At 72.6% G+C, this 16,216-nt stretch carries 15 protein-coding genes; 9 read left to right on the plus strand and 6 right to left on the minus strand.

What is annotated here, in order from left to right:
• Positions 1 to 256 precede the first annotated feature (256 nt).
• The 8 genes from ABZT93_RS26755 to ABZT93_RS26790 all read left to right on the plus strand — a co-directional run bounded on the left by ABZT93_RS26755 (position 257) and on the right by ABZT93_RS26790 (position 9,050).
• The gene (locus tag ABZT93_RS26755) at positions 257 to 499 is read left to right on the plus strand and encodes a hypothetical protein (protein WP_356109195.1); all 243 of its coding nucleotides are present in this window, start codon (positions 257 to 259) and stop codon (positions 497 to 499) included.
• A gap of 25 nt (positions 500 to 524) precedes the next feature.
• Positions 525 to 1,616 (plus strand): amidohydrolase family protein, encoded by a 1,092-nt coding sequence (locus tag ABZT93_RS26760; protein WP_356109197.1) that lies wholly within the window; start codon positions 525 to 527, stop codon positions 1,614 to 1,616.
• A 194-nt stretch (positions 1,617 to 1,810) separates the two neighbouring features.
• Entirely contained in the window at positions 1,811 to 2,428 is a 618-nt protein-coding gene (locus tag ABZT93_RS26765) for a hypothetical protein (protein WP_356109200.1), read from the plus strand.
• Positions 2,429 to 2,618: 190 nt separating this feature from the next.
• Positions 2,619 to 3,473 carry an ABC transporter permease subunit gene (locus ABZT93_RS26770; RefSeq protein WP_356109253.1) on the plus strand — a complete coding sequence of 285 codons (855 nt, stop codon included), beginning with the start codon at positions 2,619 to 2,621 and terminating at the stop codon, positions 3,471 to 3,473.
• A complete protein-coding gene (locus ABZT93_RS26775; protein ID WP_356109203.1) occupies positions 3,470 to 4,357 on the plus strand; it encodes a carbohydrate ABC transporter permease in 888 nt (295 codons plus the stop codon). The genes ABZT93_RS26770 and ABZT93_RS26775 overlap by 4 nt, the downstream gene beginning before the upstream one ends.
• Positions 4,358 to 4,394: 37 nt before the next feature.
• Positions 4,395 to 6,032 (plus strand): extracellular solute-binding protein, encoded by a 1,638-nt coding sequence (locus tag ABZT93_RS26780; RefSeq protein WP_356109206.1) that lies wholly within the window; start codon positions 4,395 to 4,397, stop codon positions 6,030 to 6,032.
• A gap of 43 nt (positions 6,033 to 6,075) precedes the next feature.
• The gene (locus tag ABZT93_RS26785) at positions 6,076 to 7,146 is read left to right on the plus strand and encodes a LacI family DNA-binding transcriptional regulator (protein WP_356109209.1); all 1,071 of its coding nucleotides are present in this window, start codon (positions 6,076 to 6,078) and stop codon (positions 7,144 to 7,146) included.
• Positions 7,143 to 9,050, plus strand: a complete 1,908-nt coding sequence (locus ABZT93_RS26790) for a DUF2264 domain-containing protein (protein WP_356109212.1) — start codon at positions 7,143 to 7,145, stop codon at positions 9,048 to 9,050. The genes ABZT93_RS26785 and ABZT93_RS26790 overlap by 4 nt, the downstream gene beginning before the upstream one ends.
• On the opposite strand, the gene cobC is transcribed toward ABZT93_RS26790, so the two are convergent.
• Genes cobC through cobM form a run of 6 tightly spaced genes read right to left on the minus strand, consistent with a single transcriptional unit; the run spans position 8,998 to position 15,369 of the window.
• A complete protein-coding gene (gene cobC / locus ABZT93_RS26795) occupies positions 8,998 to 10,068 on the minus strand; it encodes an Rv2231c family pyridoxal phosphate-dependent protein CobC (protein ID WP_356109215.1) in 1,071 nt (356 codons plus the stop codon). The genes ABZT93_RS26790 and cobC overlap by 53 nt on opposite strands.
• Complete coding sequence (locus tag ABZT93_RS26800; protein ID WP_356109218.1) at positions 10,058 to 10,987, minus strand: sirohydrochlorin chelatase; 930 nt, start codon at positions 10,985 to 10,987, stop codon at positions 10,058 to 10,060. Before ABZT93_RS26800 ends, cobC begins: the two co-directional genes overlap by 11 nt.
• Positions 10,984 to 11,577, minus strand: a complete 594-nt coding sequence (locus ABZT93_RS26805) for a precorrin-8X methylmutase (RefSeq protein WP_356109221.1) — start codon at positions 11,575 to 11,577, stop codon at positions 10,984 to 10,986. The genes ABZT93_RS26800 and ABZT93_RS26805 overlap by 4 nt, the downstream gene beginning before the upstream one ends.
• Positions 11,574 to 13,256 (minus strand): precorrin-3B C(17)-methyltransferase, encoded by a 1,683-nt coding sequence (cobJ, locus tag ABZT93_RS26810; RefSeq protein WP_356109223.1) that lies wholly within the window; start codon positions 13,254 to 13,256, stop codon positions 11,574 to 11,576. The genes ABZT93_RS26805 and cobJ overlap by 4 nt, the downstream gene beginning before the upstream one ends.
• Positions 13,253 to 14,551, minus strand: coding sequence for a precorrin-6y C5,15-methyltransferase (decarboxylating) subunit CbiE (gene cbiE, locus ABZT93_RS26815; protein WP_356109225.1), 1,299 nt, complete (start codon positions 14,549 to 14,551; stop codon positions 13,253 to 13,255). The genes cobJ and cbiE overlap by 4 nt, the downstream gene beginning before the upstream one ends.
• Complete coding sequence (cobM, locus tag ABZT93_RS26820) at positions 14,548 to 15,369, minus strand: precorrin-4 C(11)-methyltransferase (protein ID WP_356109228.1); 822 nt, start codon at positions 15,367 to 15,369, stop codon at positions 14,548 to 14,550. The genes cbiE and cobM overlap by 4 nt, the downstream gene beginning before the upstream one ends.
• A gap of 106 nt (positions 15,370 to 15,475) precedes the next feature.
• On the opposite strand from cobM, the gene ABZT93_RS26825 reads away from it, so the two are divergent.
• Positions 15,476 to 16,204, plus strand: a complete 729-nt coding sequence (locus ABZT93_RS26825; RefSeq protein WP_356109230.1) for a ZIP family metal transporter — start codon at positions 15,476 to 15,478, stop codon at positions 16,202 to 16,204.
• The last annotated feature ends 12 nt before the right edge of the window (positions 16,205 to 16,216 follow it).

Raw genomic sequence — 16,216 nt, forward strand, 5'->3', positions numbered from 1 at the left:
GGTCGCCTCTCTGCCGGCCTCGCGGCGAGGCGGGCATCGGCGGAGTGCCCCCGGATCGGGCGGGCGCGCGTGCAGTGGTCGTGGACACGGTGGAGTTCCTCGACCACCACGGCGGGATGATCGAGGAGGGCCCGGCCCCGTGCCGCGACATCGTGCGGGCGATCCGGCGGCACCGGCCAGAGGCCGCGGTGACAGGGGCGCACGCCGTGCGCATGGTGGCCGGGGTGCCCCGACCAGGCCGACCACCGTGCTCGACGTGGCACGCGACGCCGGCAACCGCTGGATCTTCCCCGAACTCACCGACGAGGACCTCGAACCCTGGGGCGGTGTCCGCTTCGTGGCTGTCGCCGGCGCCGACCGCCCCACGCGCGGCGTGGACGTCACCGGCGAACTGATCTGGGTGCCCGACACGGCGGTCCCGCCCTCCGTGTCGAGGCGGCGGTCCTCTTCGACGTCCACCAGCTCGCCTTCGAGGGGCCACCGCCCCTGGGAACAGTGACGCCCGGCTGACTAGGGTGCGGTCCATGAACGATCGCGCGGTGCTGCACGTGAAGGGCCGGATCCTGGTCGGCCCCGAGGACGTCCGGGACGAGCTGTGGGTGGTCGACGGGCGGATCTCCTACGACCGTCCCGTCGCCGCCCGTGACATCCGGACGGTGTCGGGCTGGGCGCTGCCCGGTCTGGTGGACGCGCACTGCCATGTGGGCCTGGGCGCGCACGGCCCGGTCGACCAGGACGTGGCCGAGAAGCAGGCCCTGGCCGACCGGGAGGCCGGCACCCTGCTGATCCGCGATGCCGGATCGCCCTCCGACACCCGCTGGGTGGACGACCGCGAGGACCTTCCGAAGATCATCAGGGCCGGCCGGCACATCGCCCGCACCCGCCGCTACATCAGGAACTACGCCTGGGAGATCGAGCCCGAGCACCTCGTCGCCTACGTCACCCAGGAGGCCCGCCGGGGTGACGGCTGGGTCAAGCTGGTCGGCGACTGGATCGACCGCGAGGTGGGCGACCTGGCCCCCAGCTGGCCGCGGGAGGCGGTCGAGGCGGCCATCGCGGAGGCCCACCGCCTCGGCGCCCGCGTCACCGCGCACTGCTTCGCCGAGAACTCCTTGAAGGACCTGGTCGAGGCGGGCATCGACTGCGTCGAACACGCCACCGGCCTCACAGAGGAGCTGATCCCCCTCTTCGTCGAGCGGGGCGTCGCGATCGTCCCGACCCTGGTCAACATCGCGACCTTCCCGAAGCTGGCGGACGGCGGCGAGTCCCGGTTCCCCCGCTGGTCGGCCCACATGCGCCGACTCCACGACCGCCGCTACGACACCGTCCGCAGCGCCTACGACGCCGGCATCCCGGTCTACGTCGGCACGGACGCGGGCGGCACCCTCCCGCACGGCCTGGTGGCGGCGGAGGTCGCCGAACTGGTGACGGCCGGAATTCCCCCGCTGAACGCACTGTCGGCGACCACGTGGGGCGCCCGGAAGTGGCTGGGGCGGCCGGGCCTGGAGGAGGGCGCCGCCGCGGACCTGGTGGTGTACGAACAGGACCCGCGCACGGACGTACGCGTGCTGGCGAACCCGCTCCAGGTCGTGCTGAACGGCCGGGTGGCGGAGTAGGCGCAGCGTGTGAAGGCGGACGCGCTTGACCTGTCGGGGAACGTGACACCGGGTCGCAGCCCTGGGCCTCGACGTAGTCCTCGCCGGCGGTCCGCGCCGGCGCTGACCCGCGCTCACCCGGATGGCGCAGCGGCCGTATCTCTGCCACCGTGGGAAACAAGGGGCGGCCCTGCCCGGGGGGCGAGGAGGTCCCCATGCGCACAGCACCGCTCACCGGAGTCGTGGCCGTGGCGCTGACGGTCGCCGCCTTCCTCCTGCTGGGCGACACTCCGGGGACCGGCGCCCCCGGCCGCGAGGTCAGGTCGTACTACGACGACCATCGCGCGCAGACCGGAGTGAGCCTGTATCTGCTGGTCATCGCCGCGGTGCTGTTCGTCTTCTTCGCCGCCTGCCTGGCCCGCGCGGTCCGGGACGTCCAGCCCGGCGAGTGGCTGCACCGCGTGGTGCTCGCGGGTGGCGTTCTGCTCGCCGCGGGCTTCCTGGTGGGCGCGGCGATCACCCTGGCCCTGCTGGATCTCTCGGACAAGTCCTCGGCCTCCCCTCAGGCGCTCCAGGCGCTCAACGTGCTCAACGAGGACTTCTTCATCCCGTTCGTCGCCGGGATGGGCCTGATGCTGCTGGCCACCGGCCTGGCCACGGTCGGCGCCACCGGTTCGCCCGTACCCCGATGGCTGACCTGGGCCGCGCTCGTCCTCGGTGTCCTGGTCTTCATCCCCTGGGTCGGCTTCTTCGCCTTCGCGCTCGCGGGCGTATGGGTGATCACCGCGAGCGTCCTTCTGGCCCGCCGGTCCACGCCCGTCCCGGAGCTGTGAGAGCGTTTTCATTCACAGACACGCGTCAGCGCACCTCTCTGACCTGCCTCAACTCACCACCTTTGTCAGAAGTGTTGACCCTTCTATGAAAACGCTTTAACTTCCTCTTCGGTCTGATCCACCAGGAAGAGGGAGAGTCTTGGCAGTCGTCCGACGAAAACGCTTCCAGAGCAGGACCCTGTTCCTGCTGATGCTGCCCGGCCTCGCCTACTTCCTGCTCTTCCACTACGGCGCGCTGGTCGGCAACGTCATCGCGTTCAAGGAGTACGTCCCCTTCGACGGTCTGTGGGGCAGCCCCTGGACCGGGCTCGGCAACTTCCGGCGGATGTTCGAGGACACCGCGTTCTGGGACGCGGTGCTCAACACCGTCTGGATCGCCGTCCTCCAGCTCGTCTTCTACTTCCCGGTCCCGCTCGGCCTCGCCCTGCTGCTGCACAGCCTCACCTGGAGCAGCGTCCGCCGGTTCGTCCAGTCGGTCGCCTATCTCCCGCACTTCATCTCGTGGGTGATCGTCGTCGCCCTCTTCCAGCAGCTGCTCGGCGACACCGGACTGCTCAACTCGGGCCTGGACGGTATGGGGTTGCACAGCGTCGACATCATCGGAAACCCCGAGGCCTTCAAGCCGCTCGTCGTCGCCCAGGTCATCTGGAAGGACGCCGGCTGGGGCACGATCATCTTCCTCGCCGCCCTCGCCCAGGTCGACGAGCAGCAGTACGAGGCCGCCGCGATCGACGGGGCGGGCCCCTGGCGGCGCTTCTGGCACGTCACCCTGCCGGCCATCCGCCCGGTGATCGTGCTGCTGCTCATCATGCGGCTCGGTGACATCCTCTCCGTCGGCTTCGAGCAGATGCTGCTCCAGCGCGACGCGGTCGGCCCCGAGGCCTCCGAGATCATCGACACCTTCGTCTACTACCAGGGCATCGTCGGCGGCGACTACGGATTCGCCGCCGCCGCGGGCCTGTTCAAGGGTGTCGTCGGCGCCCTCCTCGTCTACGCGGCCAACAAGGTCGCCCACCGCCTCGGCGAACAGGGGGTCTACAAGTGAGTGCCCAGACCCGTCCGGGATGGATGGAGAAACCGAAGCCGGTGACCCAGGCCGGCAAGGCGCTCGCCCTCGCCGTGGTCGTCCTGCTGGTCTGCGTGCCGTTCCTCGTCATCGTGTCGACCTCGCTCGCCTCCACCGAGGAGGTCGTCGACAACGGGGGCTGGGTGCTGTGGCCGACCCATCCGTCGTTGAAGGCCTACCGCGACATCCTCGACGGCGGCATCGTCACCCACGCCCTCGGCGTCAGCGTCGGCGTCACGGTCGTGGGCACCCTGCTGAGCCTCCTGTGCACGGTCACCCTCGCCTACGCCCTCGCCCGCCCCGGCGTCTTCGGAGGCCGGCCGGTGCTCCTGCTGGTCCTGTTCACCTTCCTCTTCCCGCCCGGCATGATCCCGAGCTTCCTGCTGGTCAAGGAGCTGGGCCTGCTGGACAGTTACGCCTCGCTGGTGCTGCCCGTGCTGGTGAACGTCTTCAACCTGGTCGTCCTGCGCGGGTTCTTCCAGGGCATCCCCGACGAGCTGTACGAGGCCGCGCGCCTCGACGGGGCGGGGGACTGGCGGGTGCTGGTCTCCGTCGTACTGCCGCTGTCCAAGGCGGCGTTGGCCGTCGTGGGGCTCTTCTACGCGGTGGCCTACTGGAACTCCTGGTTCTACGCCTCGCTCTACCTGGAGAGCGACCACTGGCCCCTCCAACAGGTGCTGCGCACCTACGTGGTGGCCGGTTCCGGGCTCACCGACGCCACCACCGGCGAGGGCACCGTCACCGCCCCGCAGACCGTGCAGATGGCGGTCCTCGTGATCGCCACCGTGCCGATCCTGCTGATCTACCCCTTCCTGCAGAAGTACTTCACCAAGGGCGTGCTCACCGGCGCCATCAAGAGCTGACCCGAGCTGACACAAGCCGACACGAGGTGATTCACCCATGCCCAGCCTGTCCCGACGCACCCTGCTGCTGTCCGCGGCGGCGCTCTCCGTCCCCGGAGCGCTGACCGCCTGCTCCACCGGATCCGGCGACAGCGACGTCTCCAACGCGGGCAAGAAGCTGGCTCCCTGGCCCGCGTACAAGGCGGCGAGCGGGCCCAAGCCGGACCTCGCCCCCACCGAGGCGGGCGTCCAGGCCGGATACACGTCCTACCCCGCCGACCTGGTCAGGTCCGTCTCCCGCACGCCCGGCGACGGCTCGACCGTCAAGGTCATGTCGGTGTCCTTCGGCACCCCGCCCAAGCCGGCCTCGGCGAACCGGTTCTGGGCGGCGGTCGAGAAGGCGCTGGGCGTGAAGATCGAGTACACGATCGTCTCCCAGGCCGACTACCAGAAGAAGATGGCCACCGTCATGGCGGCCGACCCCGACACCCTGCCCGACATCATCAACCTGTTCTCCGGGTTCGTCCTGCCTCGCGAGGCGGAGTTCGTGCAGCGACGGGCCGAGGACCTCACGCCGTACCTCTCCGGCGAGGCGATCAGCGCATACCCGAACCTGGCAGGGATCCCCACCCACGCCTGGCAGGACATGGGCCGCATCGGCGGCCGCCTCTACGGCATCCCGCTGGAGCGCCCGCTGCCCGGCTCCACCCTCTGGCTCAACCAGGGCCTGTTCACCGATGCCGGCATGAAGGAGGGCTGGACCTCGGAGGACTTCGCCGCCGTCGCACAGCGGGCCACCAGCGGCCGTACCTACGCGCTCGGGGCCGCCAACGGCTCCCTGTTCGGCAACGCCGTGCACGCCGCCGCCCACAACGCGCCCAACGAGTGGGCCGTCACCAAGGACGGCACCTTCCACCACTGCGCGGCCGACGAACGCTACAAGGCGGCCATCGCCTTTCAGGCCGAACTCCGCAAGAACGGCTCCTACTACCCCGACTCGACGTCCGTCTCCCAGATCGACCTGACCACCCTCTACTACAACGGCACCGTCGGCTCCATGCAGGACGGCTTCGGCGCCTACCTGCCCAAGTACCGTGAGTCGCAGGGCAAGTTGACCCCGGCCGCAGCTCTCCCGTACAGCGTGGACGGCGAGAGCGGAGGAATCGTCGCCGCCCGCCGCTCCTTCGGCTACACCGTCCTGAAGAAGGCCAAGAAGGAGCGCGTCGAACTCCTCCTGCGCATCCTCGACTACCTCGCCGCCCCCTTCGGCAGCCAGGAGTGGGAGCTCGTCCACTACGGCGTCGAGGGCACCCACTTCACCCGCGGCAAGGACGGCTCACCCGAGCCCACCGAGCTCGGCGAGGTCGAGAACAACACCAACCTGCCGCTGAAGTACCTCGCCGAGGGCCCGCAGGTGCTGTTCGTGCCGGGCATGCCGGACGCCGTACGGGCCCTGCACTCCTGGCAGCGAAAGGTCGTGCCGCACGCCATCCGCAACGCCTCCAACGGCCTGCAGTCCCGCACCAAGAACGCCCAGGGCACCACGCTCAAGGCGATGCTCGACGACGCCGTCACCGGGATCGTGGCCGGACGGCTGCCGCTGTCGGAGTGGGACGCGGTGGTCAAGAAGTGGCGGGACCGGGGCGGCGACAGAATGGCCGGGGAGTTCGCGAAGGACTACGCGGCCAACACATGAGGCGCCGCCGGTGGAACAGGAGACGCGGGGGATGGAGAACGACATGACGGACACGGGGTCCAGGCGGCGGGTCACGATCCGTGAGGTCGCCGAGCGGGCGGGGGTGTCGATGGCGACGGCCTCGCGCGCGCTCAGCGGCAACCACCCGGTACCGGCCGCGACCCGGGCCCGTGTCCTGCGTGCCGCCCGCGATCTCGACTACGTCGCCAACGCGCACGCCCGGGCGCTGGTCGGCGGCGGCCGCAAGATGGCCGCCGTCGTCGTCCGGCAGGTCACCAGCCCCTTCTACGCGCAGGTCGCCGAGGGGGTGGAGGCCGAGGCCGCCGACCGCGGGTGGCTGTGCGTGGTCGGGGCGACCGGCGGGGACCCGCAGCGGGAGATGGAGTTCGTGCAGCTGATGCGGGAGGAGGGGGCCCGGCTGGTGATCCTCGTCGGCGGGGTCGTCGAGGACGAGGCGTACCGCTCCCGCGTGGCCCACTACGCGCAGGCCCTCGACTCCTCCGGGGCCCGGCTCGTGCTGTGCGGCCGTCCCGCCCCGGATCCCGACATCCCGGCGCTGGTCGTCGAGTTCGACAACGAGGCGGGGGCCCGGGCGATCACCGGGCACCTGCTGTCCGCGGGGCACCGGCGGATCGTCTTTCTCGGGGGGCTGCCGGGCAACACAGCCCTTGATGCGCGCGTCGCGGGATACCGGGCCGCGCTCGCCGAGCACGGACTGCCGTCCGAGGCCGCACGAGTCGTCGACTGCGGGCTTGGGCGGGCGGCGGGACTGCGGGCCATGGGCGAACTGCTCAAGGAGACCAGGGAGTTCACGGCCGTGGTCGCCGGGGACGACATGGTCGCCGCGGGGGCGTTGCGCGCCATCGCCGACGCGGGGCTCGCCGTACCGGCGGACATCTCCGTCGTCGGCTACAACGACATCCCGCTCGCCGAGGACTTCAACCCCCCGCTGACGACGGTCCGTACACCCGCCGAGGAACTCGGCCGCGCCGCCGTACGCATCGCCCTGCGCGACCCCGAACACGCCGCCGGAAGCCACCATCTGCTGGGCACACACATCGTCGTACGCCGAAGCGTCGCCCCACCCACCGACGGAGGACTCACCCCCGTATGACCGCGCCGCATGTGTCGCTCCCCGACGACCCGACGCACCACCTCGACCTGCCGCCCACCGACCCCCTGCGCTCGCCGGTCACCGGCTGGACCCGCGCCCACTGGGAAGCCGTCGCCGACCGCCTCCTCGACGGGCTGCTGCCCTACGCCACCCCCGGCTTCGCCCAGTACCGGCTGCCCGGCCCGCCCAGTCACTCCGGGGCCTGGTCCGACGGCCTCGAAGGGTTCGCGCGGTCCTTCCTGCTCGCCGCCTTCCGGATCGCCGGGTCGGCGGGGCGGGTCGGCCCCGCGCTCGTCGAGCGGTACGCCGCCGGGCTCGCCGCCGGTACCGATCCGCACCACCCCGAGCACTGGCCCCCGATCACCGACCGCGCCCAGCCGATGGTGGAGGCGGCCTCGATCGCCCTCGCGCTGCACGAGACCCGGCCCTGGCTGTGGGACCGGCTCGACGACGGTGTGCGGGGCCGGGTGGTCGAGTGGCTCGGCGCCTTCGTCGGGGCGACGGCCAACGACTCCAACTGGCGGCTGTTCCAGGTGATCACGGAGGAGTTCCTGGCCTCCGTGGGGGCCCCGCACAGCCGGGCGGAGATCGACGCGGGTCTCGCCCGACTGGACGACTGGTACCGGGGCGGGGGCTGGTACACCGACGGGGAAGGGAAGAAGTTCGACTACTACAACGCCTGGGCGCTGCACCTGTACCCGGTGCTGTGGGCCCGGATCGCGGGACCGCGCGCCGACCCGGAGACCGTGGCCCGCCACCGCGACCGGCTGCGCGAGTTCCTCGGCGTCCACCAGTACTTCTTCGGCTCCGACGGCGCCCCCGTCCACCAGGGCCGCTCCCTCACCTACCGGTTCGCGGCCGCCGCCCCGCTCTGGGCGGGAGCCCTCGCCGACGCCACCCCGCTGCCGCCCGGCCGCACCCGCCGCCTGGCCTCCGGCATCCTGAGGCACTTCACCGAGCGGGGCGTCCCCGACGAACGCGGCCTGCTCTCGCTCGGCTGGTACCGGCCGTTCGAGGGAGTGCTCCAGCGCTACTCGGGCCCCGCCTCCCCGTACTGGGCGAGCAAGGCGTTCCTCGGCCTGCTGCTGCCGGCCGACCACCCCGTGTGGACGGCCCCCGAGGAACCCGGCCCCGTCGACACCACCGACACCGTCCTCGCCCTCCCCGCCCCCGGCTGGCTGCTCCACTCGACCGCCTCCGACGGCATCGTCCGCCTCGTCAACCACGGCACCGACCGCCTCCCGCCCCCACCCGCGACCGACGCCGACAGCCCCCACTACGCCAAGCTCGCCTACTCCACCGTCACCGCCCCCGAGACCCCCCTCGGCCCCGACAACCACCTCGCCCTGCTCGCCCCCGACGGCACCCCGTCCTCCCGCGGCCGTATCCATCCGCTGGCCTGCGAAGGCGACAGGGCCGCCTCCTGGCATCGCGCGCTCGGCCACCGCGTGGAGACGGTGAGCGTGGTCCACGGGCCGTGGGAGGTCCGCGTGCACCGCATCGACGAGGCACACCGGGGCCAGGTAAGAGAAGGAGGTTGGGCTCTCGCCGACGCCACCGAGCCGCCCGTCGCCGAGTGCGGGCCGGGCTGGGCGCGGGCCCGCCGGGCGGCGGACGGGCTGACGAGCGCGATCGTCGGCCTGTACGGCTGGGGCGAGGGCGCCGGGACGGTCGTGGCGGCCGAGGACACCAACGCCTGCGGGCGGTACTCGGCCACCCCCGTCCTCGAAGGCACCGGGCCGCTCCTGGTCACCCTCGTGGCCCTCGGCATCGACGTGCCGGTCACCGGCGCGGACGCCACGCCCACCGCCGACGGCACTGTCGAGATCCGCTTCCCTGACGGCACCCGCGTCAGTGCTGGGCCAGCGTCACGGCCTGATCCAGGGCCTGGAGAAGGGAGTTGACCGTCGCCCGGTCCCGCACCGCGAGCCGCAGCCACTCCTCGCCGAGCCCCGGGAAGGTGTCCCCGCGCCGTACCGCGAAGCCCAGGTCCCGCAGATGCCGTCGTACGGCGGCCGCCTTCGGCAGGCGTACGAGGACGAAGGGGCCCTTGGCCGGTTCGACAACCCGGAGGCCGTCCGGGGCGAACTCCCGCAGCCCGGCGACAAGATGAGCTCGGTCGGTGGAGACGCGGTGGGCCGCGTGGGCGGCCTCCGCCACGGCCCGCGGCTCCATGCACGCCACGGCGGCGGCGAGGGCGGGCGTGGACACCGGCCACAGGGGCTGGGCGCGTTCCAGTGCGGCGATCGTCTCCGGGGCGGCGAGGACGTAGCCGATCCGGAGACCGGCCAGGCCCCACGTCTTCGTCAGACTGCGCAGGACGACGAGTCCGGGCACGTCCGTCCGCCCGGCCAGGGCCTCGCGCTCACCCGGCACCGCGTCCAGGAACGCCTCGTCCACCACCAACGTCCGCCCGGGACGTGCCAGTTCGGCGATCGTGGCCGCCGGGTGCAGGACCGAGGTGGGGTTGGTCGGGTTTCCCACGACCACCAGGTCGGCGTCCTCGGGGACGGCCGCCGGATCGAGCCGGAAGCCGTCCTCCTCCCGCAGCAGCACCCGGTGGACCTCGTGCCCGGCATCCCGCAGCGCCGCCTCCGGCTCGGTGAACTGCGGGTGCACCACCACCGCGTGACGAACCGTCAGAGCCCGCGCGAGGAGCACGAACGCCTCGGCGGCCCCCGCCGTCAGCAGCACCCGTTCCACGGGCACCTGGTGCCGGGCCGCCACCGCCGCCCGCGCCCGCCGTCCGTCGGGGTAGGCGGCGAGCCCGGTCAGCGAGTCTGCGATCCGCTCCCGCAGCCAGGCCGGGGGAGTGTCCGCGCGGACGTTGACGGCGAGGTCGGTGAGCCGCGCCCCGTCGTCCCGCACCTCGGCGTCGCCGTGGTGCCGCAGATCGTGGCCCCCGGCCCGGTCAGTGCGCATGGGTGTGGGTTCCGTGGTGGTGGCCGTCGTGGTGATGGTGGCCGTCGTCGTCCGGGTGGAAGTGCGGCTGCTGCGGCAGGCCCACCTTGTCCTCGAAGCCCGGCAGCGCGATGCGGTACACGCACGAGTCGCAGTTCATCCGCAGATCGCCCTTGACGGCCTCCTCGTACCGCTCCATCACCAGGTCGAGCAGCTCCGGCTCCGGACCGATGACCTCCGCCGAACGCACCTCGACCGCCGGATGCGCGGCCGCCCAGCCCTCGGTCTGGTGCCGCACCCGGTCGGGCAGGATGCCGGTGAACAGGAAGTAGGGGAGTACGACGATCCTGCGCGCGCCCAGCGCCACACACCGGTCGAGTCCGCTCGGCACATCCGGCGCGGCCAGCGACACGAACGCCGTCTCCACGCCCGCGTACCCGCGCCCCTCCCACAGCAGCCGGGCCGCCTTGTACACCTCGGCGTTGGCGTCGGGGTCCGTGGAACCCCGCCCGACGAGCAGCACGGTCACGTCCGCCCGGTCCGCCGGGGCGCGCCCGCCGGTGGCGCCGAGCGCCTCGTCGAGGCGCCGCTCCAGGACGTTCAGCAGCGCCGGGTGCGGGCCCAGCGGGCGCCCGTAGGTGTACGAGATCCCCGGGTGCCGCTCCTTCTCACGGGACAGCGCCGCCGGGATGTCGCCCTTGGCGTGTCCGGCGGACACCAGCATCAGCGGCACGGCGGCGAACCGGCGGACACCGCGTTCCACCAGCTCGGCCACCGCGTCGCCCAACGGAGGCGGGGACAGCTCGATGAAGCCGCCCGCGACGGGCAGTTCGGGACGGCGAGCCCCCAGTTCCCGGACGAAGTCACGGAAAGCCTCGGCTCCGGCCTCGTCCCGGGTGCCATGACCGGCGATGAGCAGGGCGGGCGGCGGGGTGGTCACGATGTCTCCTCGGTCTTGTGGACAACAGGGTGGTACAGCAGGGCGTTGAGCGCGGCCGAGGCCACCGCCGAACCGCCCTTCTCGGACACGTTGCTGACGGCGGGCAGCCCACTCTCGCGCAACGCGGCCTTGGACTCGACAGCCCCGACGAAACCGACGGGCAGCCCGATGACGAGTGCCGGGGCCGCGTCCAGGGTCAGCAGCTCCTCCAGCGCGGTGGGGGCGTTGCCTATCACCCAGATCGCCCCCGGGCCGACCTGCTCGTGGGCGAGGCGGATCGCGTGGGCCGAACGGGTCAGCCCGGGCCCCGACTCGGCGTCCTTCAGCCGGCAGACGGTCTCCCGCCGGGTGATGCCCGCCGCGACCATCTCCACGTCGGTGACGACCGGCGCGCCGGCGTGCAGCGCGGCGTGCGCCTTCTCCAACTCGCCCTCGTCCATGACGAGATCGGTGGCGTACTCCAGATCGGCGGCGGAGTGGATGATCCGCTCCACCACCGCCCGGGTCAGCGGCGGGAAGTGCGAGGTGTCCAGGCGGGCGCGCAGCCTCCGGTAGGACTCCACCTCGATCGGGTGGACGACACGGTTCACTTGGCGCCCTCCTGCCAGCGGTAGCCGCGCGGCGTCACCATGCGCCCCGCGATGTCACGGGTCGCCGTGTTGCCGACGGTCACGACCGTCATCATGTCGACCGTCGCCGGGTCGAGAGCGGCCAGTGTCGTCAGCCGACCGGACTCGTCAGGCCGCGAGGCGTTGCGTACGACACCGACCGGCGTGGCCGGCTCCCGGTGCTCGGCGAGGATCGCGAGCGCCTTGGGCAGCTGCCAGTCCCGGCCCCGGGAACGGGGGTTGTAGAAGGTGACCACGATGTCCGCCTCGGCGGCCGCGCGCACCCGCCGCTCGATGACCTCCCACGGGGTGTGCAGGTCGGACAGGCTGATGGACACATGGTCGTGACCCAGCGGGGCCCCGAGGATCGCGGCCGCCGCGAGCGCCGCGGTCACCCCGGGGACGCCGATCACGTCGATGTCGTCGGAGGCCTCGGCGAGCGCGGGCGAGGCCATGGCGTACACGCCGGCGTCCCCGCTGCCGATCAGCGCGACGGCCTGGCCCTTGCGGGCCTCCTCGACGGCCGTGCGTGCCCGCTCCTCCTCGGCTCCCAGGCCCGACTCCAGCACCCGGGTCCCGGGCCGCAGCAGATCCCGGATCTGGTCGACGTACTGATCGAGCCCGACCAGCACCGAAGCCCGCTGCAACTCCGCCTTCGCGCGGGGCGTGAGCAGGTCCCGGGCTCCTGGACCGAGTCCGACGACCGCGAGCCGGCCGCGCGCGGGACGCCGTACGACAGCGCAGGTCGCCATGGCGGGCGTCGCGGCCGATTTCCGCTTGGGGACGAGGAGTTCACCGCCGCCGATCAGAGCGGCGGCCTCGGCGACGGACGGGGTGCCCACGGAGGCGAGGGGCGCGTCCGACGGGTTGGGGACCTCGACCGCGGCCAATTCCTCCGCGGTGTGGGTGACCAGGGCCACGCCGAGCCGCTCGGCCGCCGCCAGGATCCCCGGCTCCTCGGCCTTGGCGTCCACGGTGGCGAGCTGGGCGAGCGACCTGGAGGACAGCCCGGCCTCGCGCAACGCCTCCTCGATCAACTCCAGGACTTCTTCGGCGGGCGCCCCCTTGGAGGCGCCGACGCCGACCACGAGCGTGGGCGGGCGCAGCACGACCTCCCGCTCGGAGGGCTCGACGAGCCGGTCCGTGACACGGATGCCGTACGCGCCCTCGCCGGCGACCGGCAGCGGCGGCAGGGGCCAGCCCGACTCGTTGCGCAGGGCGACCGGTTCACCGTCCAGGAGCGCCCGCGACACGGCCGCCACCGCGCCCTCCACCGGCAGCCCGAGCGTGTCGAGCCCCGGCACCCCCACCGCGTCGGTGGCCGTCGTCACCACGGGCTCGGCGCCGAGCAACTCCCCGACTTCGCGGGCGAGTTCGTTGGCACCGCCGCCGTGGCCGCCGACCAGGGACACGGCGAACCGGCCGCCCTCGTCGACACACACCACACCCGGGTCGGACGCCTTGTCGCCCAGCAGCGGCGCGATCAGGCGGACGACCGCCCCCGTGGCCAGGAAGCACACGAGCTGCTCGCACTCCGCGAACGCCCGCCGCACGGCGTCCCCCACGGGTCCGTCGTACACGCGCGTGCGGTCCGGCCATGCCGCGGCCAGCCGGTCGCGTGCCGCCGCCCCCGCCGCGGTGGCGGAAATAAGGCCGATCACTGAGCAACTCCCTCTCGATACACGGGGTTTCTGACGCCCCACAGCAGGAAAACCGGATTGGTCGCCGCGAGCCGGGTCACGTCCCCGGGCAGCGGCGCCAGCCGGGACGACTGGAGCAGTACGCCGTCGCAGTCCAGCCCGGCGTCGGTGAGGGCCGCGCGGACGGCCGGCACCCGGTCCAGCGCGGCCATGGCGACGACGACGCTCCGCCGGGCCCGGCGGGCACAGGCGGCGACGATCTCGGGCAGCTCGCGTCCGCCGCCACCGACGAAGACCGCGTCGGGATCGTCCAGTGCGGTGAGAGCGTCCGGCGCCGCCCCGTGGACGACCTGTACGTCGACTCCGTGTGCGGCCGCGTTGGCGCGGATCCGCTCGATCCCGTCGTCGGCCTTCTCGACGGCGACGACGGCGGCGCCGAGCCGCGCACACTCCACGGCCACGGACCCGGACCCGGCACCGACGTCCCACACCAGTTCCCCGAGCCGCGGCCCGAGCCGCGCGAGCGCGAGCGCCCGCACCTCGAACTTGGTGATCATCGAGTCGCGGTGCGCGAACTCGCTTTCCTCCAGGGCCCATCGGGAGGGGGCGGCGGGAGGTCCGGCAACCGTGCGCACACCGCCGAGAGCCCGAGACTCGTCGAGACAGAGAACGACACTCACACCGGAACCCCAGTCCCGGGCGGCGGCTTCGGCAGGGGTGACCCGCTCGACACGCTCATCGCCGGTACCCAAGTCGGAGGCGACCACGAGAACACGCTCCAGGGGCGCGGGGAACTGCGCGACCAGCCCCAACGGCGCCGCACCCGCCCCACAACCTTTCTCGGCACCCCCTGCCGCGAGCGCAGCTCCCAACTCCGCAGGCCCGGCCCCGGGCCCGGTAAGCACCGCCACCTTCGGATGCGCCCGGCACACATTCACCGCCGCACGCAGATCCCGCCCATGCGCACTGACCACCACCGCGTCGTCCCACGGCAACCCCACCCGGGCAAACGCGGCGGCCACGGAGGACACACCGGGACGGACGTCCAACGCGCCCGCCCCGAACCGCTCGGCCAACACCCGCACGATCCCGAAGAACCCGGGGTCACCGGAGGCCAGCACGACGACCCGGCTCCCCTTGTCGTGATGCCGTTCGATGATGTCCAGCGCCGGGGCCAGCGGTCCGAGGACGACCCGCTCGGCGTCCGCGGGGACCGCCGCGGCGTCCAGATGCCTCCGGCCGCCCACGACCAGCTCGGCCCCGGCCAGGCACTCCGGAGGCGCCGCCCCCGTCCCCGTACCCACCACCGTGATCATGTGCCGGCACCCCGCGACGCCCGCAGCGCCCGCCGGGCCTCCGGGTCGGCCTTGCGGTACCCGTGGAAGTGGCCCGGGTGGTAGAGGTGCGACCGCGTGCCCTCGGCGTCCAGCGCGGGCCCGACCAGGAACAACGTGTGCTTCCACAGTTTGTGTTCCTTGACGGTCTCCTCCAGCGTCTCGATCGTGCACCGCACGACCAGCTCCTCGGGCCAGGTCGCCTGGTAGGCGACGACGACCGGCGTGGAGGTCGGATAGCCGCCCTCCAGCAGCTCCCGCACCAACTGCCCACTGCGGGCCGCGGACAGGAAGATCGCCATGGTGGTGCCGTGCTTGGCGAACTCCCGCACCTCCTCGCCGGGCGGCATCGGCGTCTTGCCGCCGCCGAGCCGGGTGAGCACCACGGACTGCGCGACCTCGGGGATGGTCAGTTCACGCTGCGCGAGCGCGGCCACCGCGGAGAAGGCGGAGACCCCGGGCACGACCTCGGTCGCGATGCCGAGCCGCGCGCACCGGTCGAGCTGCTCCTGCGTGCCACCCCACAGGGCGGGGTCGCCGGAGTGGATCCGGGCGACCTTGAGACCCTCCTCGCGGGCCCGCTCGTACACGGCGACCACGTCTTCCAGCGACATGGTCGCTGAGTCGAGGATCTCCGCGTCCTTCCGCGCGTGCTCGAGGACCTCCGCCTGCACCAGGCTCGCGGCCCAGATCACGACGTCGGCCTCGGCGATGGCGCGCGCGGCCCGGAACGTCAGCAGATCGGCGGCGCCGGGGCCGGCACCGACGAAGGTCACCTTGCCGGTGGGGGCATCGGCCATGGAAATCGGTCCTCTCGTCACAAAAGGTATGGAAAAGGTCTTAGGGCTGCGGTCGGCGCGGTGGCCGGATGTGCGCGAACGGGGGTCGATCGGATACCAAGTCCCTATGGCGGTCTTCGTCGCGCTCGGCGCGTTCCTGATGACGCTGGCCGGCGGCTGGACGGCACAGCGGGTGACCGACCGCCGTCATCTGGTCCTCGGCCTGGCCGGCGGGCTGATGCTCGGCGTGGTCGGCCTGGACCTGCTGCCGGAGGCACTGCACGCGGCCGGCGACGAGGTCTTCGGCGTGCCCGCGGCCCTGCTCCTGTTCGTGGCCGGATTCCTGCTGGCCCATCTGGTGGAACGCCTGCTGGCCGCCCGCCAGGCCGCGCACGGCGGCGAGGAGCACGACGGCCGGGTCCCCGAGGTCGGCCTCACGGCAGCGGCCGCGATGGTCGGCCACAGCGCCATGGACGGCGTGGCCATCGGCGCGGCCTTCCAGGTGGGCGGCGGCATGGGCACGGCGGTCGCACTCGCGGTCGTGGCCCACGACTTCGCGGACGGCTTCAACACGTACACGATCACGAGCCTGTACGGGAACGACCGCCGCAAAGCGCTGACGATGCTGTTCGCGGACGCGGCGGCCCCGGTGGTGGGTGCCGCCTCGACGTCGTTCGTGACCATCCCGGAGGGCCTGCTCGGCGGCTATCTCGGCCTCTTCGGCGGCGCGCTCCTCTACCTCGCGGCGGCCGAGATCCTCCCCGAGGCCCACCACGAACACCCCGCCCGCTCGACCCTGTTGTGCACGGTCGCGGGAGTGGGTTTCATCTGGCTGGTGGTGGGGTTGTCCGGCTGACCGGGCCACTCT

The organism is Streptomyces sp. NPDC005303, assembly GCF_040607335.1.
In the GTDB taxonomy this organism is placed as follows: Bacteria; Actinomycetota; Actinomycetes; order Streptomycetales; family Streptomycetaceae; genus Streptomyces.